At 59.8% G+C, this 23,306-nt stretch carries 20 protein-coding genes; 19 read left to right on the top strand and 1 reads right to left on the bottom strand.

Features of this window, described 5'->3' with window-relative positions; translation table 11 throughout:
* Position 1: 1 nt before the first annotated feature.
* The 19 genes from rsmH to tig all read left to right on the top strand — a co-directional run bounded on the left by rsmH (position 2) and on the right by tig (position 21,667).
* Entirely contained in the window at positions 2 to 934 is a 933-nt protein-coding gene (gene rsmH, locus IJL83_05875) for a 16S rRNA (cytosine(1402)-N(4))-methyltransferase RsmH (GenBank protein MBQ6553125.1), read from the top strand.
* 2 nt (positions 935 to 936) lie between these two features.
* A complete protein-coding gene (locus IJL83_05870) occupies positions 937 to 1,341 on the top strand; it encodes a hypothetical protein (GenBank protein MBQ6553124.1) in 405 nt (134 codons plus the stop codon).
* 201 nt (positions 1,342 to 1,542) lie between these two features.
* Positions 1,543 to 3,756 carry a PASTA domain-containing protein gene (locus IJL83_05865; GenBank protein ID MBQ6553123.1) on the top strand — a complete coding sequence of 738 codons (2,214 nt, stop codon included), beginning with the start codon at positions 1,543 to 1,545 and terminating at the stop codon, positions 3,754 to 3,756.
* Between the two features lie 36 nt (positions 3,757 to 3,792).
* Complete coding sequence (locus IJL83_05860; GenBank protein MBQ6553122.1) at positions 3,793 to 5,232, top strand: UDP-N-acetylmuramoyl-L-alanyl-D-glutamate--2,6-diaminopimelate ligase; 1,440 nt, start codon at positions 3,793 to 3,795, stop codon at positions 5,230 to 5,232.
* Between the two features lie 21 nt (positions 5,233 to 5,253).
* On the top strand, positions 5,254 to 6,615 hold the full coding sequence (locus IJL83_05855; GenBank protein MBQ6553121.1) for a UDP-N-acetylmuramoyl-tripeptide--D-alanyl-D-alanine ligase: 1,362 nt from the start codon (positions 5,254 to 5,256) through the stop codon (positions 6,613 to 6,615).
* A gap of 21 nt (positions 6,616 to 6,636) precedes the next feature.
* Positions 6,637 to 7,626, top strand: coding sequence for a phospho-N-acetylmuramoyl-pentapeptide-transferase (locus tag IJL83_05850; GenBank protein MBQ6553120.1), 990 nt, complete (start codon positions 6,637 to 6,639; stop codon positions 7,624 to 7,626).
* Positions 7,627 to 7,643: 17 nt separating this feature from the next.
* Positions 7,644 to 8,780: a putative lipid II flippase FtsW gene (gene ftsW / locus IJL83_05845; protein ID MBQ6553119.1), complete on the top strand. Its 1,137-nt coding sequence runs from the start codon at positions 7,644 to 7,646 to the stop codon at positions 8,778 to 8,780.
* 25 nt (positions 8,781 to 8,805) lie between these two features.
* A complete protein-coding gene (gene murG, locus IJL83_05840) occupies positions 8,806 to 9,918 on the top strand; it encodes an undecaprenyldiphospho-muramoylpentapeptide beta-N-acetylglucosaminyltransferase (protein ID MBQ6553118.1) in 1,113 nt (370 codons plus the stop codon).
* Between the two features lie 66 nt (positions 9,919 to 9,984).
* Complete coding sequence (gene murA / locus IJL83_05835; protein ID MBQ6553117.1) at positions 9,985 to 11,289, top strand: UDP-N-acetylglucosamine 1-carboxyvinyltransferase; 1,305 nt, start codon at positions 9,985 to 9,987, stop codon at positions 11,287 to 11,289.
* Positions 11,240 to 12,157 carry an FtsQ-type POTRA domain-containing protein gene (locus IJL83_05830; protein ID MBQ6553116.1) on the top strand — a complete coding sequence of 306 codons (918 nt, stop codon included), beginning with the start codon at positions 11,240 to 11,242 and terminating at the stop codon, positions 12,155 to 12,157. The genes murA and IJL83_05830 overlap by 50 nt, the downstream gene beginning before the upstream one ends.
* Positions 12,158 to 12,187: 30 nt before the next feature.
* On the top strand, positions 12,188 to 13,390 hold the full coding sequence (gene ftsZ, locus IJL83_05825; GenBank protein ID MBQ6553115.1) for a cell division protein FtsZ: 1,203 nt from the start codon (positions 12,188 to 12,190) through the stop codon (positions 13,388 to 13,390).
* A 78-nt stretch (positions 13,391 to 13,468) separates the two neighbouring features.
* A complete protein-coding gene (locus tag IJL83_05820) occupies positions 13,469 to 14,746 on the top strand; it encodes a galactokinase (GenBank protein MBQ6553114.1) in 1,278 nt (425 codons plus the stop codon).
* Positions 14,747 to 14,764: 18 nt separating this feature from the next.
* Positions 14,765 to 16,030 carry a GTPase ObgE gene (gene obgE, locus IJL83_05815; protein ID MBQ6553113.1) on the top strand — a complete coding sequence of 422 codons (1,266 nt, stop codon included), beginning with the start codon at positions 14,765 to 14,767 and terminating at the stop codon, positions 16,028 to 16,030.
* Positions 16,008 to 16,418 (top strand): ribonuclease III, encoded by a 411-nt coding sequence (locus IJL83_05810; GenBank protein ID MBQ6553112.1) that lies wholly within the window; start codon positions 16,008 to 16,010, stop codon positions 16,416 to 16,418. The genes obgE and IJL83_05810 overlap by 23 nt, the downstream gene beginning before the upstream one ends.
* A gap of 31 nt (positions 16,419 to 16,449) precedes the next feature.
* A complete protein-coding gene (locus IJL83_05805; GenBank protein MBQ6553111.1) occupies positions 16,450 to 17,373 on the top strand; it encodes a YitT family protein in 924 nt (307 codons plus the stop codon).
* A gap of 93 nt (positions 17,374 to 17,466) precedes the next feature.
* Entirely contained in the window at positions 17,467 to 18,201 is a 735-nt protein-coding gene (locus tag IJL83_05800; protein ID MBQ6553110.1) for a YebC/PmpR family DNA-binding transcriptional regulator, read from the top strand.
* Positions 18,202 to 18,286: 85 nt separating this feature from the next.
* Positions 18,287 to 18,994, top strand: coding sequence for an ABC transporter ATP-binding protein (locus IJL83_05795; GenBank protein ID MBQ6553109.1), 708 nt, complete (start codon positions 18,287 to 18,289; stop codon positions 18,992 to 18,994).
* Entirely contained in the window at positions 18,991 to 20,574 is a 1,584-nt protein-coding gene (locus IJL83_05790) for a hypothetical protein (protein MBQ6553108.1), read from the top strand. Before IJL83_05795 ends, IJL83_05790 begins: the two co-directional genes overlap by 4 nt.
* A 13-nt stretch (positions 20,575 to 20,587) precedes the next feature.
* Entirely contained in the window at positions 20,588 to 21,667 is a 1,080-nt protein-coding gene (tig, locus tag IJL83_05785) for a trigger factor (GenBank protein ID MBQ6553107.1), read from the top strand.
* 95 nt (positions 21,668 to 21,762) lie between these two features.
* Here the strand turns inward: tig and argH are convergent, their stop codons facing one another.
* On the bottom strand, positions 21,763 to 23,136 hold the full coding sequence (gene argH / locus IJL83_05780) for an argininosuccinate lyase (GenBank protein ID MBQ6553106.1): 1,374 nt from the start codon (positions 23,134 to 23,136) through the stop codon (positions 21,763 to 21,765).
* Positions 23,137 to 23,306: the final 170 nt, after the last annotated feature.

Genomic DNA, 23,306 nt, shown 5'->3' with positions numbered 1-23,306 from the left:
GATGGAGTTCAAGCACTATTCGGTACTCCTGAATGAAACCATAGAGCTGCTGAACGTCAGACCCGACGGCGTGTATGTCGACCTGACGACCGGAGGCGGAGGGCACTCCCTCGCGATCGCCGAACGCCTCGGGAAAGGCGGCAGACTGATATGCTTCGACCGGGACGCCGACGCCCTTGAAGCCGCGAAAGCGCGCTTGAAGGACTACGCCGACAGGACCGTGTTCGTCAGAAGGAGCTTTGGAGAGGCCGCGGAAGTCATTTCGGAAATGGGTGTCCGGGCTGACGGCGTTATCGCCGATCTGGGAATCTCCTCCTTCCAGATCGACAATATCGCCCGCGGCTTCTCTTACGCCTCTGACTCGCCGCTGGATATGCGTATGGACGCGAGCGGCGGCGTAACGGCGGCCGACCTGGTCAACGGAGCCGACGAAAGGGCGCTCGCGCGGATAATAAGCGAATACGGGGAAGAGAAGTTCGCCTCCCGCATCGCGCGTTTCATCTGCGAGGAGCGCAAAAGAGAACGCATCGAAACAGCCGGACGGCTGACCGATATAATCAAGAGCGCGATCCCCGCCGCCGCGAGAAGAACGGGCGGAAACCCCGCGAAGCGCACCTTCCAGGCGCTACGCATCGAAGTCAACGACGAGCTCGGCGAGCTGAAGCGGCTGATGGAGACCTTCTGCGATATGCTGAACGTCGCGGGCAGGACTGCGGTGATCTCCTTCCACTCGCTCGAGGACCGCATAGTAAAGCAGTCCTTCGCGGAGCTGGCGCGGACCTGCACCTGTCCGCCCGACCTGCCGGTATGCGTATGCGGCACGGTGCCGAAGGTCAAGGTGCTTACGAAAAAACCGATACTCCCGTCCGAAAGGGAGCTTGAAGAAAACAAAAGATCGCACAGCGCGAAACTTCGCGCTGCGGAAAGGATATAGCCATGGTAAGAGAAAACCTCGCCTACGACTTCTCCCGTTTCGAGGAGCGTAAGCCGACCGAGCACGCCGTACAGCTGAAGCTCGTTGAAAAAAAGAATAATTCGAAAAAAGCCATGGCGAAATCCGTCTGGGCTAATCTCGCCGTATTCGCCGTCGTTGCGGCGTTCGTCGTCGGCCTGCTCTTCTCGTATATGCGCTCGAACGAGCTTTCCTCGGCGATAAAGGCCGCCGAAAAACGCAACCGCGAGCTGACCTCGCAGAACACGCTGCTGCAGGTAGAGATCGACCAGACCTTCTCGATGAAGAAGGTCAGCGAGCTTGCCGAAAGCTACGGCATGGTCAAGGCGGAAAAGTATCAGTATAAATATTTCACCGTCGCGGAGGGCGACAAGGTCTCCGCCGACTGAGCCGTGGCGCGCCCCCGGGGCGCTCGCGGCAAACAGCTTGATTCGGATTTGCGGGTTGTGAGGGGCATAGAGCCGTTCCGAGCCGCATTTTTCGATATAACGGGGCATTTTTTCGCGCCGGAGTAATAGTCGCAAACGGCGATAAGTATTATGATTTGAGGACAGTATTTCAGCCGCTTCGGGCGGCGTCAGAGGTATATTATGGCTAAGAAACCGAGCAAGCGAATGGGAGTTCGCGCCACCGCCGTGGCGCTTATTATCGCTGTGCTCGGTTCCGTCGCTTTAACGGGAGTTCTCGCGAAGGCGCAGCTTATCGATCACGATTTCTACAGCAAGAAGGCGCTGGAGCAGCAGACGACGGACAGCGCCATCCACGCCAAGCGCGGAAACATCCTCGACTGCAACGGAGTCGTCCTCGCGCAGAGCGCGACCGTCTGGGACATCGTTATCAACCCGTCGGACATCAAGAGCGACGACAAGCGCGCCGAGCTGGCGTCCGGACTCGCCGAAATACTCGAGCTTGACTATGACACCGTCTACGCGCAGACTAAAAAGAACAACAAGTACGAACGCGTGAAACGCCGTGTCGAGAAGGACGTGACCGAGCGGGTGCGCGAATTCGTTTCGGAGAAGCGCATAACCTGCGTCACGTTCGAAGAGAATACCAAGAGGTATTACCCCTACGGCAATTTCGCGTCGCACCTTATCGGCTTTACCGGTGCGGATAATCAGGGGCTAGAGGGAGTCGAAGCGTACTACGACGGCTACCTGCGCGGAACGGACGGCAGGGTGATGTCCTCGCGCAACACGCTCACCGGCGAGATGACGAGCAAGTACGAGACCCGCATCGAGCCGATAAACGGCTACGACCTTTATCTTACGGTGAACCAGGGTGTTCAGAACTTCTGCGAGAAGCATCTGAAATGGGGCGTCGAGCGCGCGAAGGCCGCCGAGGGCGGCTGCGCGATAGTGATGGACGTCAAGACGGGCGCGGTGCTCGGCATGGCGGTTTACCCCGATTACGACCCGAATCAGCCATATGAAATCACCGACGAAGCCGTGCTCGAGGAGCTCGGCAAGCTCACGGGCGACGAATACGACGACCTGCGACGCAGGACGCTGACAGCGATGTGGAACAACAAAGCGGTCACGTCGACCTACGACCCCGGCTCCGTCTTCAAGATGTTCACCATGTCGATGGGGCTCGAGGAGGGCGTGGTCAACCTCAACTCCACGTTTTACTGCGGAGGCGGCGTGACCGTCGCCGACCGCCATATCGGCTGCTGGTACACCGCCGGACACGGTTCCGAAACGCTCACGCAGATACTCGAGAACTCCTGCAACCCCGGCTTCATCAAGCTCAGCAGCTTGCTCGGCGTGACGAAGTTCTGCGAATACGCCAAGGCGTTCGGCTTCCTCGGCAGGACGGGGATAGACATCTCCGGCGAAAGCGCCGGCGTCTTCTTCGATCCGAAGACAATGGGCGCTGTCGAGCTTGCGGTCGCTTCCTTCGGCCAGACCTTCACCGTTTCGCCGCTGCAGGTGATAACCGCGATGTGCGCCGTCGCCAACGGCGGCTACCTCGTTCAGCCGCATATTCTCGGCAAGGTAGTCGACTCCGACGGCAAGACGATAGAGGCGGCGCAGACGATAATCAAGCGGCAGGTCATCTCTAACGAAACGTCAAAGACCGTCTGCAAGATGCTCGAATCCGTCGTCACCAACGGCACCGGCAAGAACGCCTACGTCGCGGGCTACCGCGTCGGCGGCAAGACCGGCACCAGCCAGAAGATACAGAAGCAGAACGAAACGGGCAGAGACGACCTGCGCATCGCGTCCTTCGCCGCCATCGCGCCGTCGGACGATCCGCAGATCGCGATCCTCGTGATGATAGACGAGCCGAACACGGCGAACAGAGGCGGTTCCGCCTGCGCCGCGCCGGTAGTCGCGAAGATACTCGAGGATTCGCTGCCTTACCTCGGCATCGAGCCGTCGTATACGGAAAAGGAGCTCGCGAAGCTCGACAAGACCGTCCCCGACACCATCGGCTTCACCGTTTCGGAGGCGAAAAGGACGGTCGCGGACGCCGGCTTCAGCTGCAAGGTGCTGGGCGACGGCGAGCGCGTTATCGAGCAGATGCCGCGCCAGGGCGACACCATCCCCGCGAAGGGGCAGGTCGTGCTCGTCACCGAGGGCGCGCAGCTCGAAACGGTCAAGGTACCGGACCTCACCGGCATGACCTCGCGCGAGGCGAACGGCGCGCTGACCAACGCCGGACTCAACATACGGATAAAGGGCACGGACGTTTCAAAGAGCGGCACGACGGTGAACACCCAGAGCGTTTTGCCCGGCACGGAGGTGCCGATGGGAACGGTCGTCAGCGTGACCTTCCTGCACTACGATCAGGTGCAGTAGCTTCTCCAACCACTTATTACATCGGGAGACATGAAAATGACTGTCAGAGAACTTCTTGAAGGAATTGAATACAGAACGGAGATCGACCTCGACGCCGAGATAACCGATATAACCGCAGATTCGCGCAAGGTCACGGCAGGCAGCGTCTTCGTATGCGTCAGCGGAACGCGGGTGGACGCCCACGTCTTCGCCGCCGACGCGAGGAAGGCGGGAGCCGTCGCCGTCATCGGCGAACGTGATACCGGCGACGGAAGCGTCAACGTCTTCGTCGAAAGCTGCCGCAAGGCGTACGCCGTCGCCTGCTCCAACTTCTACGGCAAGCCGCAGAAGCGGCTGAAGCTCGTCGGCGTCACCGGCACGAACGGCAAGACCACCACGTCGGTACTGATAAAGAACATCCTCGAATACGCCGGTCACAGCGTCGGTCTTATAGGTACGATCTCCAACGTAATAGGCGGCAGGGAAGTATCCGCGAACTACACTACTCCGGAGGCGAAGGAGTTCTTCTCGTTACTCCGTCAGATGGCGGATTCAGGCGCCGAATACGTCGTAAGCGAGATATCCTCCCACGCGCTCGATCAGAGCAGAGTCGAGGGCTGCGTGTTTGAGGTGGGAGTTTTCACCAATCTCACGCAGGATCACCTCGATTATCATATAACTATGGAAGCGTACGCCGCCGCGAAAGCGAAGCTGTTCGCCGTTTCCCGTATCGCAGTCGTAAATGCCGACGATCCCGCGGGCGCGCAGATGCTTGAAGCGGCGAGGGGCGAAACGCTGACCTATTCCGCCCGATCGGACGACGCCGACCTGACGGCGAAGAACGTGGAACTTAAGAGCACCGGCGCCGCTTACGAGCTCGTTACGCGCGGTGATATCGCGCGCATCATCACCCGTATGCCCGGTATGTTCAACGTGTATAACACGCTTGCCGCCGCCTCCGCCGCCTACGCGCTCGGCATCCCGCTCGCTACCGTTAAGGAGGCGCTTGCGGTTTCCCGCGGCGTCAAGGGCAGATTAGAGGTCGTCCCGACGGATACCGATTACACCGTAATAATCGACTACGCGCATACGCCCGACGGAGTCGAAAATATCCTCCGCGCCGTGCGCGACTTCGCCGAAGGAAGAGTAATATGCCTCTTCGGATGCGGAGGCGACCGCGACAAGACGAAGCGGCCGCTGATGGGCGAGACCGCCGCCGCGCTCGCGGATTATCTTTTCGTCACCTCCGACAACCCGCGCACTGAGGATCCGGAGGCGATAATCGCGGATATCCTCGAGGGCGTGAAGGACGCCGGAACGCCCTACACGGTCATCACAGACCGCACGGAAGCCATTGCCGCAGCGCTCGCCGAAGCGAAGGCCGGCGACGTCGTTATCCTCGCGGGCAAGGGGCACGAGACCTACCAGATACTCGGTACGGAAAAGATACACTACGACGAACGCGAGATCGTCGCCGATATACTCTCGAAAAATTAACTCGCGAGGGGAGGAGTCTTTATGATAAAGCTCACGGTTGAACAGGTCGCAAAGCTCGCCGGTGGCTTCGCAACGGGGAACGGAGAAGTCGTTTCCGTCGCGATAGACTCGCGCAAGGTCATCCCCGGCTCGCTCTATATCGCGATAAAGGGGCAGCGGCTCGACGGCCACGCCTTCATAAAGGAGGCGTGCGAACGCGGCGCTTCCGCCGTTATGGCGCACGACGACTGTGAGTGCGCCGTTCCGGTCGTGCGCGTGGACGACACCACTAACGCGCTTCTGCGCTTCGCGGGCGCTTACAGGGATATGTTCCATCCGTTCCTCATCGGGCTGACGGGCAGCGTAGGCAAGACCTCCACAAAGGATATGACCTACTGCGCGCTTGCCGAGAGCAGAAACGCGATAAAGACGGACGGCAACCTGAATAACCACATCGGAATGCCGCTCAACCTGCTCCGCCTCGACGAGAGCGTCGAAGCGGCGGTCATCGAGATGGGCATGAACGCACGCGGCGAGATCAGCCGCCTGACGCGCGCCGCGAAGCCGGACGCCGCGATAATCACCAACATCGGCATTTCGCATATCGGTCTTCTCGGCAGCAGACAGGAGATACTGAACGCGAAGATGGAGATCGTCGAAGGTATGAAGCCGGGCGGAACGCTCGTGCTCAACGGCGACGACGATATGCTTTCCACCGTGACGGAGCCCGAAGGCATAAGGATAATCCGCTACTCGCTGCTCGGCGACGCCGACGTCAGCGCGGAGATACTCCGCGAGGGCGATAATCACAGCGAAGTCAGGATAAAGACCGCTTCCGGCGAATACGATATGATCGTGCCGGTCAGCGGCAGACACAACGTCTACAACGCGCTCGGCGCATTCACCGCGGCGACTGTCGCGGGCGCGGAGCCGCTCTCCGCGATACGCGGCATCGGCAGCTTCCGCCCCGCCGCAATGCGCCAGACCGTCTACGAAAAGGACGGCGTGACCGTCATCGAGGACTGCTACAACGCGGCTCCGGACTCCATGTCGGCGGCGCTTTCGCTGCTGTCAAAGACGGGGGAGGGCAGGCGTATAGCGGTGCTTTCCGATATGGTCGAGCTGGGCGACTACTCGCCCGCCGCGCACGAACGCGTCGGCAGGGAAGCGGCGTCCGTCGCGGATCTGCTTATGATCTACGGCAAGTTCGCCGCGGATTACGAGCGCGGCTTCAACTCCGTTGCCGGCAGGCGCGGCAGCGTCGTGATATTCCCCGACAAGCCCGCGCTGACGCAGGGGCTGAAGGAAACGCTTCACGAGGGCGACGCCGTGCTTTTCAAGGCGTCCCGCGCGCAGCGTCTTGAAGAAGTAATAGAGGAAGTTTTTGCCGCAGGGCAGAAATAAACGGAAGAGAGAGGAATCGCGATGAGTGATTATTATATCGTTATCGCAGCGTGTCTGAGCTTCGCCGTTACGGCGCTGAGCGGACTCGTGCTTATACCGCTGCTCCGCCGGCTGCGCTTTGGGCAGTCGATAAGGGAGGACGGCCCGACCTGGCATGAGAAGAAGCAGGGTACTCCCACGATGGGCGGCATTATGTTCATCCTCGGCATCGGAGCCGCTGTCCCCTTCGCGCTCAGCAAGGCCGCTGACAGCGGCGAAAAATACGGCATAATCTATTGCGGACTCACCGCCCTGCTTTTCGGACTGGTGGGCTTTATCGACGATTTCATAAAGGTGTCGAAGAAACAGAATCTCGGCGTAACCGTCAGGCAGAAGCTGTTCCTGCAGTTTGCGGCGGCTATTGCCTTCACCGTTTCGATGGCGCTCAGCGGTCTGCTTTCCTCGCAGATAGACATACCGTTCACGAAGCTCAGTATTGACATCGGCTGGGCGATATATCCGCTGACCGTTATCGCGATGGTAGGCATAGTAAACGCCGTCAACATAACGGACGGCCTCGACGGACTCGCCTCCGGCGTGACGTGGATCGTCGGGGTGTTCTTCCTGCTGACCGCCTCGGCGTTCAAGCTGGAGGGCTATTCGATCATCGCCGCCGCGCTCGCCGCGGGCATGATGGGCTTCCTCGTCTGGAACTTCTATCCGGCAAAGGTGTTTATGGGCGATACCGGCTCGCTTTTCCTCGGCGGACTTGTCGGCACGCTTTGCTTTGCGCTGAAGATGCCGCTGATATTCCTCATCGTCGGCATAATCTATGTGATAGAGATACTTTCCGACGTCATCCAGGTACTGCACTATAAGCGCACGAAGCGCAGAGTCTTCCTGATGGCGCCGATACATCACCATTTTGAGAAAAAGGGCTGGTCTGAAATCAGGATCGTATTCACTGCCATGGGCATAACGCTGCTTTTCTGCGCAGGCGCGTTCCTGTGGGTGTACTTTGTTAAACTGTAAGGGGTAAACGGGCAGGTATGGGAACTTCCGCGGTCGCGAAAGCCGAAAAAGTGAATAAAGAAAAGCTTCCGCCGCTGGATCTGACCTTCCTCGTGCTCGTCGTCCTGGTGCTGATCAGCGGTCTGGTAATGCTGTTTTCCGCGAGCTACGCCGCGGGTCTTGCCGACGAGGGCGACAGTATGTACTACATCAAAAGGCAGCTTATCGCCGCGCTGCTCGGCGTCGGCGCAATGCTTGTGACCTCGCGCCTGGACTACCGCATCTACCGCAAGCTTTCGTGGGTGGCGGCGGCGGTTTCGGTGCTGCTGCTCATCCTCGTTTTCCCGATGGGCGTAACCGTCAACGGCGCGCGCCGCTGGCTCTATCTCGGTCTGCGCTTTCAGCCCTCCGAGATAGCGAAGATCGGAATGATCCTCGTGCTGGCGCACGTCATAGCCAAAAACTACGACAAGATGTCGACCTTCACGAGCGGGATAATGATCCCGCTGGGAATAACCGGCGTCTTCGCTCTGCTCGTCATTATCGAGCCGCACCTCTCCAGCGCGCTGCTGCTGGTGATAATCGGCGTCGTGATGGTCTTCGTCGGCGGCGCGAACTGGAAACACCTGCTGCTGTGTTTCCTTGTAGTACTGCTGCTCGTCGTTCTGGTCGTCAGTATGACGAGTTATATGGGCAAACGCGTCAACGCCTGGCTCGATCCGTGGTCCGATCCGCAGGGAGAGGGCTATCAGATAATCCAGTCGCTTTACGCGATCGGCTCCGGCGGCCTCATGGGGCTCGGCCTCGGAAACTCACAGCAGAAATACGGATACCTGCCGGAAGCGCATAACGACTATATCTTTTCGATCGCCTGCGAGGAGCTCGGCTTCATCGGGGCGGTGGTGATAATCCTGCTCTTCGCGCTGCTCGTCTGGCGCGGCTTCCGCATCGCGCTGAAGGCGAGGGATAAATTCGGCTGCCTTATCTGCGTCGGCGTAATGACACAGATCGGCGCGCAGACGCTGCTCAACATTGCCGTCGTCAGCAACGCCATCCCCAGCACGGGCATTTCGCTCCCGTTCTTCAGCTACGGCGGCACCTCGCTCGTTCTGCTGCTGCTCGAAATGGGCGTCGTGCTCAATATTTCCCGCTATTCCAACACCGAAAAAGGTTGATTTCAATACCGGAAGGAAGATGAAAATGAGGATAGTATTCGCCGGCGGAGGCACCTCCGGCCACATAAACCCCGCGATCGCGGCCGCGAAATACATAAAGCGCCGTATGCCAGACGCGGAAATACTTTTCATCGGCACCGAGAACCACATCGAAGCGAAACTTGTGCCCGAAGCGGGCTTCAAAATAGAATTCATTGACATCAGGGGCTTCAGACGCAGTCTTTCGCCCTATAATCTCGGCACGCTCCGCCGCATATTCACCTCGCGCCGCAGGTGCAAGAAGATATACAGGGAGTTCAAGCCGGATATCGTCGTCGGCATGGGCGGCTACGTCAGCGGCCCGACGCTGCTCGCCGCGCACAAGCTCGGCATACCCTGCCTCATCCACGAGCAGAACGCCGTCGCCGGCATGACGACGAAGCTCGCCGCGAAGTACGCCTCCGCGGTCATGCTGACTTTCCCGGAGGCCGCCGCGCAGCTGCCGGAGGGAACGCGCAGCGTAGTCACGGGCGTACCGATCTACGAGGACCTGCTGAAGCTCGACAAGGCGGAGTGCCGCCGCGAGTTCGGCTTCGACGACCGTCCGCTGCTGCTCTGCTCGGGCGGCAGTCTCGGCGCGCGCACGATCAACGACGCGATGCTCGCCTACATCATCAGACACCACAAGGAAGAGAAGATACAGATCGTCCACGGCATCGGTAAGTTCTATTACGAAGAATTCATGAAGGCGCTCGCCGACGCGGGCGTCGAGACGGGCGGGAGCATCCGCGTCTTCGAGTACATAAAGGATATGCCGAAGTATATGACCGCCTGCGACGCGGTCGTGTGCCGCTGCGGCGCGAGCTCCCTCGCGGAGATGAGCGCGGCCGGCAAGCCCGCGATAATCATTCCTTCGCCCAACGTCACGGATAACCACCAGTTCCACAACGCCAAGCACCTCGCGGACGCCGGCGCGGCGATCCTTGTCGACGATAAGGACTACAACTGCAAGGCGCTCGAGGACGGGCTTGAAACCATTATCTTCGATAACGCGAAAAGAAACGAAATGACCGAAAACCTGAAAAAAGCCGCCGTTTACGACTACGGCGAGCGGGTTTTCGACTGCATAACCGCCGAACTGGAGAGAGCCGGCAGATAAGCGCGCTTCACTCCCGCTTCCGAAAAGGCATAGAATGGCACGTAAATGCTTTTTCGGAGGTCGCGGATGGAAACCCTTATTATTGACGGAGGAAATAAGCTTCACGGAGGAATAAGGGTGCAGGGCGCGAAAAACGGCGCGCTTCCGGCGCTTGCCGCGTCCGTACTCGGCGGTAGGAGCGTGATACGCAACTGTCCGCGCCTGACCGATACCGACAGCTCCGTTGAAATACTGCGGCTGCTCGGCTGCGAAGTCGAACGCGACGGAGATACGGTGGCGGTTGACGCGTCGCGGACGCCGCGGTGCGACATACCTCCGGAGCTTATGAGCCGTATGCGGTCGTCGGTGATATTTCTCGGCGCGGTGCTCGCACGCTGCGGCAGGGCGGTCGTTTCCGCTCCCGGCGGCTGCATGCTGGGGCGGCGTCCGATAGACCTGCACCTCGAGGCGATGCGCCTGCTCGGAGCCGACGTTACCGAGCGCCGCGGACTTATGTTCTGCGAATGCGCGGGGCGGCTTAAGGGCGCCGAGATCGTGCTTTCTTATCCCAGCGTCGGCGCGACCGAGAACGTCATAATAGCGGCTTCGACGGCAAAGGGCAGAACGGTGCTCGTCGGAGCGGCGAGGGAGCCGGAGATAACCGAGCTCGCCGATTTCATAAACGCAAAGGGCGGCAGGATAAGCGGAGCCGGCGGCGACGTTGTGATAATCGACGGAGTTGAAGCGCTCGGCGACTGTGAACATGTCTGCATCCCTGACCGGATAGCCGCCGCGACGTATATTGCCGCGGCCGCCGCGACCGGATCGGAGCTTACGCTTTACGGCGCGGAGCCGAAGCATATGACGGCGGTGATATCCGCCTTTTCGGAAACGGGATGCCGTTTTCGCGAGTCCGGCAGCGGTCTTACCGTGACGGCGCCGGAACGTCTGAAGGCCGTGCGTTTCATACGCGCCGCGCCGTATCCGTGCTTCCCGACGGACGCACAGCCGCTTCTCGCGGCGGCGCTCGCCTTCGCGGACGGTGTGAGCGTGATCAACGAGACCGTCTTCGACGGCCGCTTCCGCTATCTGCGCGAGCTCGCGAAGTTCGGCGCGGACGTAAAAGCCGAGGGCTCGCTGGCAGTTATACGCGGCAGGCCGTTTTTGACCGGCGCGAAAGCCGAATGCACCGACCTGCGCGGAGGTGCCGCGCTGCTCACAGCCGCGTTCGGAGCGCGGGGAAGAAGCGAAATCTCGGCAATAAGACATATAGACAGAGGGTATGAAAGCGTCGAAACGGCGTTCGCCGCCGCAGGCGCAAAAATATACAGGAACGTGAAAAATGAAACAGCGCACGCAGGCGGCGGCTTCCGAGAAGCTTCGGGAGTATAACGCCAGACGCAAAAAGAAATACAGGCGCAGACGCAAGACGGCGGTATATCTCATACTGCTGCTTTTGGTCTGCGTCGTTTGTCTTATCCTGTCGCTGACGGTATTCTTCAACGCTTCGCAGATAAAGGTCAGCGGTAACAGCCGTTACACTGAGGCGCAGGTGGTGAAGGCGTCGGGAGTCGAAACGGGCGACAACCTGCTGCGTATGAGCAAGTCGGCAATAAAAGAGAAGATACTCAAGGCGCTGCCTTACGTTTCCGAGGTGCAGGTCGTTCGCGAACTGCCGTCGACCGTGACGATAAAGGTCGTCGAGGCGGAGCCGTCATGCTGCTGTCTCGTCGGCGAACATCGCTGGGCGCTGCTTTCAAAGGAACTTCGCGTTATGGAGATAACCTCCGTCGAGCCGGAAACGACACCTGTTTTAAGCGGTATAACACTCGATATTACGGATGAAGGGGAGACTGCGAAGGCAGATTCCGAGATTTCAGAAAAAATATTGCTTGACTTATTGACGATATTGAAAGAAAATGATATAATAAATATCAATAATATTGTCTTCACCAGTCCGATAAGCGTAAATATGAAGCTCGAGGGCAGGGTCACGGCCAAACTCGGCGGCGATTCCGACCTCGATTATAAGGTGCGGATGGTCAAGACGTGGATCAACGGTTCGCTTCCCTCGGTGGGCGAGTGGACCATCGACGTCACGTCGGGGGACAAGCTCTACGCCGGCAGGGGCTCGCCCTCCTCGAGCGAGGGAAGCGGCTCCGAAGGCGAGGGCTCGTCGGAAGGCGACGCCTCGTCGGAAGGCGACGCCTCGTCGGAAGGCGACGGCTCGTCCGAAGGCGAGAGCGAAGGCAGCGAATAATAAACTATAATAAACGGGAGGTTCTCGGTAATGGCGATGGAACTTATCAACGACGACGAACAGATAGTATGCATAAAATGCGTGGGCGTAGGCGGAGGCGGCGGCAACGCGGTCAACCGAATGATCAAGTCGGGCGTGGAGAGCGTTGAATACGTGGCAGTGAATACGGACGCGCAGGCGCTGCTTATGTCCAAGGCGCCCACCAAGATACAGATAGGCGCGAAGACGACCATGGGCAGAGGCGCGGGCGCCGACGCCGAAAAGGGCCAGCGTTCCGCCGAGGAGAGCCGCGAGGAGATCGCGAACGCCCTGCGCGGTGCGCAGATGGTGTTCATCACCGCCGGAATGGGCGGCGGCACCGGCACGGGCGCTTCTCCGGTCATCGCGGAGGTCGCGAAGGAAATGGGCATTCTCACCGTCGCGATCGTGACCAAGCCCTTCGGCTTTGAAGGCGCGTACAAGATGAGCCAGGCGGAGACCGGCATCAGCGCGCTCATGGAGCACGTCGACTCCCTCGTCGTCGTTCCCAACGACAGACTCAAGCTCGTCAGCGAGCAGAAGATAACCCTTCTCAACGCGTTCGATATGGCGGACGACATTCTCCGCCAGGGCATACAGAGCGTTTCGGACCTCATCAAGCTGCCCGACGCGCTGATAAACCTCGACTTCGCGGACGTCTGCGCGGTCATGAAGGACGCGGGTCTCGCGCATATGGGCGTGGGACACGCCAACGGTCCGGAGAAGGCCGTTGAGGCCGCGAAGGCCGCCATTTCCTCTCCGCTGCTTGAAACGTCCATCAACGGAGCGAGAGGCGTCATCCTCAACTTCGCCGCCTCGCCCGACATCTCCCTCGACGACGTCGAGACCGCCGCGAATATGATCAAGGAAGCGGCTCACCCCTCCGCGAACATCATCTGGGGTTACACCGTCGACGAGAATATGGAAGACGAGATGCGCGTGACGGTCATCGCCACCGGATTCAGCGGCGGAGTGCCATCGGGATCCTCTTCCTCTTCGTCTTACGTCGATCCGTTTGAGGATCTGACCTCTCCATTCGTTTTCTCGATGGGCAACAAGAGCGCGAGTCAGTCCGCTGTTCCGGCACCCGCTCCGGCTCCAGTTCCTGCGCCTCGCGCCGCGAAGCCGAAGGAGGAGGACAACGACGACATTTCCTTCACCGACTTCCAGGCGGTCATGGACATCGTCAACAAGCGCAATCGTCCCGAGGAATGATCGGAGCGAAGTGAATAACATCGGCGGCTGCCCGTTTTAAGGCAGCCGCAAACTATGTAAAACGACAGGGTGATACCTATGACCAACGAAAGATTACGCCTCGCGGTCCTCGCGGGAGAATACGACGCGCTGCTCTCCGGCTTTTACGGCACGGCGGCGCTCAATTACCAGCGAGCGCGCTACGCCGAGGCGCTCGGGGAGTTCGGAAAGCTTTACGGCGAGCGCGAAGTGAACGTCTTTTCCGCACCCGGCAGAAGCGAGATAAGCGGCAACCACACTGACCACAATCACGGCAAAGTCATCGCCGCCGCGGTCGACCTCGACGTCATCGCCGTAGTCGCGAAAAACGGCGGAAACAAAGTTACCGTCAAGTCAAATGGCTTCGACAGCACCGACGTTATTGATATAGCAAAGCTCGCCGAGTTCAAGAAGGGCGTTTCCTGCTCGCGTTCGCTCATCGCGGGAATGCTCGCGCGCTTGAGTTCGGACGGATACGCGATCGGCGGTTTCGACGCATACACGACCTCCGACGTCATACGCGGCTCCGGACTATCCAGCTCCGCGGCGTTCGAGGTGCTTATCGGCACGATAATAAGCTGCCTCTTCAACGGCGGCTCGCTCGATCCCGTCTATATCGCCGTCGCGTCGCAGTACGCGGAGAACGTCTACTTCGGCAAGCCCTGCGGACTTATGGATCAGACCGCCTGCTCCGTCGGCGGCTTCATCGGCATAGACTTCGGCGACCCCGCCGAGCCGAAGGTGAGCAAGATTGATTTCGATTTTGCCAATTGCGGACACGCGCTCTGCGTCGTCGACACAGGCGGGAGCCACGCCAACCTGACGGACGAATACGCCGCCATCCCCGCGGAGATGAAGTCGGTCGCCGGATACTTCGGCAAGGCCGTCCTGCGCGACGTGAACGAGGCGGAGTTTCTTGCCGCGATTCCCGAACTGCGCGAAAAAACCGGCGACAGAGCTGTGCTCCGCGCGCTGCACTTCTTCAACGAGAACCGCCGCGTCGACGCCCAGCGCGCCGCGCTCGAAAGCGGCGACTTCGATTCGTTCCTGCGCCTGCTGAACGAGTCCGGCAGATCGTCTTATATGCTTAACCAAAACGTTTTCTGCGGCAGCCGTCCGCGCGAGCAGGGCATAGCCCTCGCGCTCGCGCTCGCGGGCGAGCTGCTCGGAGACAGAGGCGGCTGCCGCGTGCACGGCGGCGGCTTCGCCGGTACGATGCAGGCCTTCGTGCCGCTCGATCTGCTCGAAAGGTACAAAGAAGGAATGGAAAAGGTCTTCGGCGCCGGAAGCTGCAAGGTGCTTTCGGTGAGGAAACAGGGCGGAGTCCGCGTTATCTGACCCCTGCGGAGAAAAGATATGTTTACCGATTATTCAAAAATCCAGATCGCGTCCGGCAAGGGCGGCGACGGCGCCGTTTCCTTCCACCGCGAGAAGTATATCGCGTCCGGCGGTCCCGACGGCGGCGACGGCGGCAAGGGCGGAGACGTGGTCTTCGTCGTTGACGAAAACCTCGCCACGCTGTCAGACTTCCGTTACAAGCGCAAGTACGCCGCCGAAAACGGCGCGAACGGCGCTTCCGCGCGCTGCACCGGCAAGAGCGGCGCGGACCTCGAGATACGCGTTCCGCGCGGCACGCTCATCCGCGACGCCGAGACCGGCAGACTGCTCGCGGATATGTCCGCCTGCGACCGCTTCGTCGCCGCGAAGGGCGGCAAAGGCGGCGCCGGCAACCAGCACTACGCGACCTCTACGCGCCAGACGCCCCGCTTCGCGAAAACGGGCGAGGAGGGCAGGCAGCGCGTGCTCGAACTCGAGTTGAAGCTGCTCGCGGACGTCGGGCTCGTCGGCTTCCCGAACGTCGGGAAATCGACGCTGCTTTCGCGCGTCAGCAACGCGCGTCCGAAGATCGCGAACTACCATTTCACCACGATAAATCCCAATCTCGGCATCGTCGATATCGGCGACTACAGATCTTTCGTCATGGCGGACATCCCAGGTCTCATCGAGGGCGCGGGAGAAGGCGCCGGACTCGGTCACCGCTTCCTGCGGCATATCGACAGATGCCGCCTCATCGTCCATCTCGTCGACGCCGCAGAAACGGAGGACAGGAGCGCGATAGAGGATTTCGAGAAGATAAACGCGGAGCTCGAGGTCTACGACGCGGAGCTCGCGAAGCGTCCGCAGATCATCGCCGCCAACAAGATCGACGCCGCGATCCCCGAGCAGCTCGAGCTGCTCCGCGAGTACGCGGATAAGCACGGCTACGAGCTTTATCAGATCAGCGCCGCGACGGGCGAGGGAGTCAAAGAGCTCCTTGCCGCGATCGTTCGCAAGCTTGACGAGCTCCCGCCGATAAAGGTCTACGAGCCGGATATCGAGCCGGAAGAAGAATTCGTCCCGATGAAGCCCATCGAGGTCAAGGTCGTCGGCGGAGTTTACGAGCTGACCGGCGGCGGACTCGAGAAGGCGATAGGCAACACCAACTTCAGCGACTACGAATCGCTCCAGTACTTCCAGAAGCTGCTGGTCGACAGCGGAGCGATAGATATGCTCGAGAGAGCGGGCATAAAAGAGGACGATACCGTCCGCATAGGAGAGTATGAATTTGATTATATCAAGTGACGCGCCGCTTTCGCGCGAAAAGCTCGCCTCTGTACCGACGCAGGCGCTCGCCTTCGTCGGAGACGCGGTCTATTCGCTGCTCGTCAGGGAATTTCTTGCGGAAACGCACCCCGACCGCCGCAACCTGCATAATCTGTCTGTGGCGGAGGTCAACTGCCGCGCGCAGAGCGAGGCCGCGGAGCTTCTGCTCCCGCTGCTGACGGAGGAGGAGACCGCCGTCTACAAGCGCGGACGCAACAACACCGCGTCGACGCCGCCGAAGAAGGCGGAGGTCACCGACTACCGCCGCGCCACCGGCGTCGAAGCGCTTTTCGGCTGGCTTTATCTCGCCGGAGAGGGCGAACGGATAAACGAATTGTTCTCCGTAATAAAGGGAAAACTGTTATAGTTATTATTTCATTCCGAAAAGGGAGGTTGTAATGAACAAACTCGATAAGATACTCAATAGAAAGACCGGAATAGTCGATATTGCGTATTTCATAGTCGGAGCTATCATCTACTCTCTCTCTATGAACGTATTTATCCTGCCGCACAGGATCGTTCCGGGCGGCGTTTCCGGCATCGCTTCAATATTGCAGAATACGGTTGGCTGGGACGCGGGTATAATGTACTTTGTGCTGAACGTGCCGCTTTTCATCGCCGCTTTCGCCTGCTTCGGCTTCAAGTTCGTGTCAAAGACGTTCATCGCGATGACGCTTGTTTCGGTATTCACCGAGCTGATCGCGAAGGTCTTCCCGAATCTCAAATACTTCCCGACGAATAACGAGCCGGCGATCGGGCTTATCGCGGCGCTTTGCGCCGGAGTCACCAGCGGCATCGGCCTCGCGATAATCTTCCTGCGCGGCGCGACGACGGGCGGCTCCGAGATCGCGGCGAAGCTGATGCGCCTGAAGTTCCCGGGTGTTTCTTTCGGCAGGATGATGTTCATAGTCGACCTCGTAATAATCGTTGCCGGCTACGTTGTCTTCCGCCTCAACGGCGTTACCGCCGCGGAAAACTCCGCGATATTCTCGCTTATCGTCGTTTATCTGACCAGCGCGGTCATCGACACGGTGCTCGACGGCAACTCCGTTGCGCGCGTGGCTTTGATAGTCAGCAACAATACCGACGGGATCAAGTCCGCGCTGATGGACGGCCTGCACAGAGGCGTCACCGTGCTGCGCGGTTCCGGCGGCTACACCAATAACGCTATGAACGTCATCATGTGCGCGATACGTCGTCAGCAGGTGCAGGAATGCCGCAGGATCGTCAAGGAATGCGACGAAAACGCGTTCGTCATAATCCTTCACGCGACAGAGGTGCTCGGCCAGGGCTTCGACGACGTCAACAAGGAGCCCCTTTGATTTAGAGAGAATCTGCCAAAAAAATATTGCATAATGCTTCTGTATGGTGTATAATCATACGGAAGCATTTTTATTGCGGAAAGGGAGATTTGTATGTCCGGACATTCCAAGTGGAAGAACATAATGCACAAGAAGGCGAAGGGCGACGCCGCCCGCGCCAAGATATTCACCCAGATCGGCAGAGAGATATCCGTCGCGGTCAAGGAAGGCGGCGGCGATCCGACCTCCAACTCCAAGCTGCGCGACCTGATCGCGAAGGCGAAGTCGAACAACGTCCCGAACGACAACATCGACCGCATGATCAAGAAGGCGGCCGGCGGCGACGACAAGAACGACTATGAGAAGCTGACCTACGAGGGCTACGGCCCCTGCGGCGTCGCGATCATAGTCGAAACGCTGACCGATAACAAAAACCGCACCGCGTCCGAGGTCCGCCACTGCTTCGACAAAAACGGAGGCAATATGGGACAGACCGGCTGCGTCGGCTGGATGTTCACCTCCAAGGGCGTTATCGTCACCGACAAGGCGAAGGGCGAGCAGACGCTCGACGACGCGCTTGAGCTCGGCGCCGAGGACTTCACCGAAGAGGACGAGGCCTACGTCATCTCCACCGCGCCGAACGACGTCACCGCCGTCCGCGAAGGGCTTGAAGCCGCGGGATACAACGTGCTTTCCGCCGAGAGCGAGATGGTGCCGTCCAACTACGTCACCGTCAACGGCGAGGAGGAGCAGAAGCTTATGCGCCGCCTGCTCGAGATGCTGGATGACGACGATGACGTCATCAACGTCTACCACAACCTCGAGAACGAAGACGAGATAATGGAGTAATTTTTACAAAAAAGCGAGAAATAACGGAGTGATCCTCGGATCACTCCTTCTCATAAAGAGGGAAAACACGTATAAGGAGAAGACTATGTTAAGGATCGAACACTTTTCCAAATCCTACGAAAAGGGCGTCTACGCCGTGAGGGATCTGTCGCTGCATATCGAAAAGGGCGACGTTTTCGGCTTCATCGGCCACAACGGCGCGGGCAAAACGACCACGCTCAAGGCGGTCGCCGGCGTCCACGACTTCGACGAAGGCGAGATATATATAGACGGCGTTTCGCTGAAGGAGCGCCCCGTCGAGTGCAAGCGCAAGTTCGCCTACATCCCCGACAACCCCGAGCTTTATAACAACATGAAGGGCATAAAGTACCTCGATTTCGTCGCGGACGTATACGGCGTTTCCGCCGCCGACCGCGCCGAGCGGACGGAGAAATACGCGCGTATGCTCGAGCTTTACGACGATCTCGGCAGCGTCATTTCGTCCTATTCGCACGGAATGAAGCAGAAGCTCGTGATAATCTCCGCGCTGATCCACTCGCCGAAGCTGCTGATAATGGACGAACCCTTTGTGGGCCTCGATCCTAAATCGGCGTTCACGGTTAAGGAACTGATAGCACAGCTCGTCGCCGACGGCGGCGCGGTGTTTTTCTCCACCCACGTGCTCGACGTCGCGGAGAAGATATGCAACAAGATGGCGATAATCAAAAACGGCGCGCTCATCGCCTGCGGCGCGACCGCCGATATCAAGGGCGACAACTCCCTTGAGGAAGTATTTTTGGAGCTGACGGAATGAGAAACATCTGGACTTTGTTTCGCGCCGAGGCGTCGGAAAGTCTGAATCCGCGCCGTCTCGTCGAACGCAGGAGCAAAAACAAGGGGAGCGCGGCTAACATGCTGTTCGGCGTCCTCGTTGTGCTTCTGATGCTCGGCGCCTCCGCGTTTTACGCCTTCACGATCGCGAAGGCGGCGCAGGGGATGAACGCCGGTTACATCTCCGTGCTGCTCGTATTCATCTGCGCCGACGCGCTGCTGACGCTGATAACCGCGGCGTCGACCGGCTCGGCGCGTATGTTCCGCGCCACGAACCTCGAGGTGCTGATGTCGATGCCGTTCACCGGCTTTCAGATCTACGCGGGCAAGCTTTGCGCCTTCCTTGCGGAGAATTATCTTTATTCGGCGATAGTGCTCGTTCCGGCGTTCGCCGTTTACGCGTATTTCGCCGCGCCGCCGCTGCTCTTCATCGTCGCGGCACTCGTTATGTTCATATTCGTCCCGATGATACCCGTCGGGCTCGGACTGCTGATCTCGGCGGCGTTCAGCCGCTTCTCCTTCGGCGGAAAGAGCAGGATGATCCGCAACGTCATAGGCGTCGCGCTCTTCGTCGGCGTCTATCTCTGGTTCATGTCGGAGTCGGACGGCATTATGACGCGCCTGCTGCTGGACCCCGACGGGGCGGTTCGCGCCGCGGGAAGGTTTTTCCCGCCTCTGCGCTGGTGCCTTGACGGCGCGGCGCTGAAATGGGGTCCGCTGCTGCTTTTCGCGGCGGTATCCGCGGCGTTTATCGCGCTCGTCGCCTTCATCGCGTCGCTGCGCTTCAACCGCAGCGTGAGCAAAGTGAACGCATCCGCCTCCGCGAAGGGCGGCGCCGCGCACAGCGCGCGGGCGAAGTCGGTTTTCGCCGCGCTGTTCCGCAAGGAGGCGGCCGGCTATTTCTCGTCCTTCGCGTATTTTATGAACACCGCGTTCGCGCCGCTGATGCTGATTATCGGCGCGGTCTACGCGGCGGTAAAGCTTCAAGGCGCCGCGTTGTACGGACCTCTTGAAGCGGCGCCCGTCGTGATGATGGCGGTCTTCTTCTGCATATCTATGAGCAGCACGACCGCGTCCTCGATCTCGATCGAAGGGCGCCGTCTCCCGCAGCTGAAGGCGATGCCGCTGCGTCCCCGCGACGTCTTCGCCGCGAAGATCGCGCTCAACCTGCTCGTCTGCGGAGCGCCGGTGCTCGCGGCGTCCGCGGTCGTCGCGGCTGTCGGCGTGATTTCGCCGCTCGATTGGGCGGTCGTCTTTATTGCCGCCGCGTGCTATACGCTCTTCATATCCGCCGCGGGACTGCTTATCAACCTGCGCCACCCGAAGCTCGAATGGACGAACGAAAACGCCGTCGTCAAGCAGAGCGCGTCGGTCGGTCTCACGATAGGGCTCGGTTTCATATTCAGCGCGCTTTTCGGAGTGCTGTTCTATCTTATCATCTTCAAATTCGAGCTCGGCGCAAACGCCTTTATGCTCGCTTCGGCGGGGATTTCCGCGCTCGCGGCCTGCGCCGCGATGCTGCTGCTGAAGGCGAAGGGCGAGAAGCTCTATAACGCGCTGTAAAGGAGATATTATTATGAAAAAAACGCTTGCGATATTGCTCGCCGCGCTCGCGCTCTGCGGCTTTTCCGCCTGCCGCGGCGAAGGCGAAACCGCCTCCGGCGGCTCGGGCGAACCGCTCGGCAAATACGACTTTTACGACTACGACCTGAACGAATACGTCGAGCCGGGCGAATTCAAGGGCATCGAAATTTCCGCCGCCGAGATCGCCGTCACGGACGAAGAGGTCATCGAAACGGTACACGAGTTCCTGCTCAACAACAACGCGCTTGAAAAAGCGCCCGTGACCGACCGCCCCGTGCAGAAGGGCGACTTCGTGAACATCGACTTCGAGGGCCTGCGCGACGGCGTCCCGTTCGAAGGCGGCACCGCGCAGGGCTACGACGGGCTCGAGATCGGCGCGGGGCAGTTCATCCCCGGCTTCGAGGACGGGCTCATCGGCGTGGAGATAGGGCAGACGGTCTCGCTCGACCTCAACTTCCCCGACCCGTACCCGAACGATCCCGACCTCGCGGGCGTGCCGGTCGTCTTCAACGTGAAGGTCAACTCCATCCAGGCGTACACCTACCCGGAGATAACCGACGAGTACGTCGCCGCGAACTTCGGCGACTACGACAGCGCCGAGGCGTTCCTCGCGGACGTGAGAACGGATAACGAGACGAACAAAAAGTGGACCGCCGTCCGCGAAAAGCTGCTCGGCGGCGCGAAGGTGCTGAAGTATCCGCAGAAGGAGATCGACTCCTTCAAAAAGGAGATAACCGATAACTATCAGAAGTACGCGGACGCCTACGGCTTAACGCTCGAGGGCTTCGTGCAGCAGTATATGAGCATGAGCTACGAGACCTTCCTGCAGCAGACGGAGGAATACGCGCAGGGCGAGGTGAAAACGCAGATGGTCTGCGTCGCGCTCGCGCGCCGCGAGGGGATAGAGCTGAGCGAGGAGGAGTTCAACGACTACGTGGCATACTACGCGAAGCAGTATAACTGCGCGAGCAACGAGGAGTGCCTGCAGAAGTACGGCAGAAGCAACATCACGATATGGGGCCTCGTCGACACCGTCATCCAGACCGCCGTCGACTCCGCCGTGGTGAAGTAGGGGCGAGCTTGATCGCCCGCAAAAAAACGTAAGCCGGAGGCGATTGCCTCCGGCTTTGTCGTACGATTCATTTACTGTTGAATAAATATTGAGGGTTACCCTATTTCTTCCCTCATCGCCTTTATCTGCGCCTTTACGCTGTCGGGGGCGGTGCCGCCGAAGCTGGTGCGCTTCGCGACGCAGACGTCGAGGTCGATCGCGTCGAAGACGTCCTGCTCGAAGACGGGGGAGAAGCCCTTATATTCCTCAAGCGTCAGCGTTTCCAGCGTTTTGCCCCCGTCGATGCAATACGCGACGAGCCCGCCGGTGAGCTTATACGCTTCGCGGAAGGGGACGCCCTTCTTCGTCAGATAGTCGGCGCAGTCGGTGGCGTTGATGAAGCCCTCCGCCGAAGCTTTGCGCATCGCGGCGCGGTCCACCTTCATCGTGCGCAGCATCGGCGCGTAGAGCCGCAGGCAGTCGCAGACGGTGTCCACGCTGTCGAAGATCGCCTCCTTGTCCTCCTGCATATCCTTGTTGTATGCGAGGGGAAGCCCCTTGAGCAGCGTCAGCAGCGTCGTCAGATCGCCGTAGACGCGCCCCGTCTTGCCGCGCACGAGCTCGGCGACGTCGGGGTTCTTTTTCTGCGGCATTATCGAGGAGCCGGTGGAGTAGGCGTCGTCCAGCTCGACGAAGCCGAACTCGCGGGAGCACCAGAGGATCGTCTCCTCCGCGAGCCGCGAGAGGTGCGCCGCGATTATCGCGCAGTCCGCGGCGAGCTCGACCGCGAAGTCGCGGTCGGAAACGCCGTCAATGCTGTTCGCGCAGGGCGCGTCGAAGCAGAGCAGTTCCGCCGTCATCGCGCGGTCGATCGGGTAGGTCGTGCCCGCGAGCGCGCAGGAGCCGAGCGGGGAAACGTTCATGCGCCTGCGGCAGTCGGCGAGCCGCCCGAGGTCGCGCAGCAGCATCTGCGCGTAGGCGCAGAGCTGGTGGCCGAAGACGATCGGCTGCCCGCGCTGGAGGTGCGTGTAGCCGGGCATAACGGCGTCGGCGTTCGCCTCCGCGACGTCGAGCAGCGCGGAGATAAGCTCCTTCGCCGCTTCGGAAAGCTCGTCTATGCGCCCGCGCAGATAGAGCCGCAGGTCGAGCGCGACCTGGTCGTTCCTGCTGCGCGCGGTGTGCAGGCGCTTTCCCGCGTCGCCGATGCGCTTGGTCAGCTCCGCCTCCACGAAGGAGTGTATGTCCTCCGCCTCCGGCGAGGGCGCGAGCGCGCCGCTTTCCATATCCGCGAGTATGCCTTCAAGCCCCGCGACAATCGCGGCGCCGTCCGCTTCCGATATTATGCCGCATGCCGCGAGCATCTTCGCGTGCGCGATCGAGCCGGTCACGTCCTCGCGGTACATCCGGCTGTCGACCGATATCGACGCGTTGAAGGCGTTCGCCGCCTCGTCGAGCGTTTTTTTGAACCTTCCCGTCCAAAGTTTTTCCATACCAAAACCTCATAATTATACGCGATTTTTTATATTTTATCTCATTATTTCCCCGTTGTCAAGAGGAATATGAAAAAATATACACAAAAGTTACAAAAAAGTTACAAAACTGTAACTTTTTGTAATCGCTTTTTTGCTTACAGCGTGATATAATGCAATCGTAAAAGGAG

Source organism: Clostridia bacterium, assembly GCA_017438525.1.
Classification (GTDB): Bacteria; Bacillota; Clostridia; order Oscillospirales; family RGIG8002; genus RGIG8002.
This window is presented reverse-complemented; position numbering and strand designations above follow the sequence as displayed.

What these genes read in the sequence shown, in the direction of transcription:
- ftsZ (MBQ6553115.1), top strand. Translation starts at nt 12,188, where the DNA reads ATGGCGATGGAACTTATCAACGACGACGAACAGATAGTATGCATAAAA.
- tig (MBQ6553107.1), top strand. Translation starts at nt 20,588, where the DNA reads ATGAAAAAAACGCTTGCGATATTGCTCGCCGCGCTCGCGCTCTGCGGC.
- argH (MBQ6553106.1), bottom strand. Translation starts at nt 23,136, where the DNA reads ATGGAAAAACTTTGGACGGGAAGGTTCAAAAAAACGCTCGACGAGGCG.
- murA (MBQ6553117.1), top strand. Translation starts at nt 9,985, where the DNA reads ATGGAAACCCTTATTATTGACGGAGGAAATAAGCTTCACGGAGGAATA.
- rsmH (MBQ6553125.1), top strand. Translation starts at nt 2, where the DNA reads ATGGAGTTCAAGCACTATTCGGTACTCCTGAATGAAACCATAGAGCTG.
- IJL83_05855 (MBQ6553121.1), top strand. Translation starts at nt 5,254, where the DNA reads ATGATAAAGCTCACGGTTGAACAGGTCGCAAAGCTCGCCGGTGGCTTC.
- IJL83_05850 (MBQ6553120.1), top strand. Translation starts at nt 6,637, where the DNA reads ATGAGTGATTATTATATCGTTATCGCAGCGTGTCTGAGCTTCGCCGTT.
- IJL83_05820 (MBQ6553114.1), top strand. Translation starts at nt 13,469, where the DNA reads ATGACCAACGAAAGATTACGCCTCGCGGTCCTCGCGGGAGAATACGAC.
- IJL83_05830 (MBQ6553116.1), top strand. Translation starts at nt 11,240, where the DNA reads ATGAAACAGCGCACGCAGGCGGCGGCTTCCGAGAAGCTTCGGGAGTAT.
- IJL83_05800 (MBQ6553110.1), top strand. Translation starts at nt 17,467, where the DNA reads ATGTCCGGACATTCCAAGTGGAAGAACATAATGCACAAGAAGGCGAAG.
- ftsW (MBQ6553119.1), top strand. Translation starts at nt 7,644, where the DNA reads ATGGGAACTTCCGCGGTCGCGAAAGCCGAAAAAGTGAATAAAGAAAAG.
- IJL83_05865 (MBQ6553123.1), top strand. Translation starts at nt 1,543, where the DNA reads ATGGCTAAGAAACCGAGCAAGCGAATGGGAGTTCGCGCCACCGCCGTG.
- IJL83_05870 (MBQ6553124.1), top strand. Translation starts at nt 937, where the DNA reads ATGGTAAGAGAAAACCTCGCCTACGACTTCTCCCGTTTCGAGGAGCGT.
- IJL83_05790 (MBQ6553108.1), top strand. Translation starts at nt 18,991, where the DNA reads ATGAGAAACATCTGGACTTTGTTTCGCGCCGAGGCGTCGGAAAGTCTG.
- murG (MBQ6553118.1), top strand. Translation starts at nt 8,806, where the DNA reads ATGAGGATAGTATTCGCCGGCGGAGGCACCTCCGGCCACATAAACCCC.
- IJL83_05795 (MBQ6553109.1), top strand. Translation starts at nt 18,287, where the DNA reads ATGTTAAGGATCGAACACTTTTCCAAATCCTACGAAAAGGGCGTCTAC.
- IJL83_05860 (MBQ6553122.1), top strand. Translation starts at nt 3,793, where the DNA reads ATGACTGTCAGAGAACTTCTTGAAGGAATTGAATACAGAACGGAGATC.
- IJL83_05810 (MBQ6553112.1), top strand. Translation starts at nt 16,008, where the DNA reads ATGAATTTGATTATATCAAGTGACGCGCCGCTTTCGCGCGAAAAGCTC.
- IJL83_05805 (MBQ6553111.1), top strand. Translation starts at nt 16,450, where the DNA reads ATGAACAAACTCGATAAGATACTCAATAGAAAGACCGGAATAGTCGAT.
- obgE (MBQ6553113.1), top strand. Translation starts at nt 14,765, where the DNA reads ATGTTTACCGATTATTCAAAAATCCAGATCGCGTCCGGCAAGGGCGGC.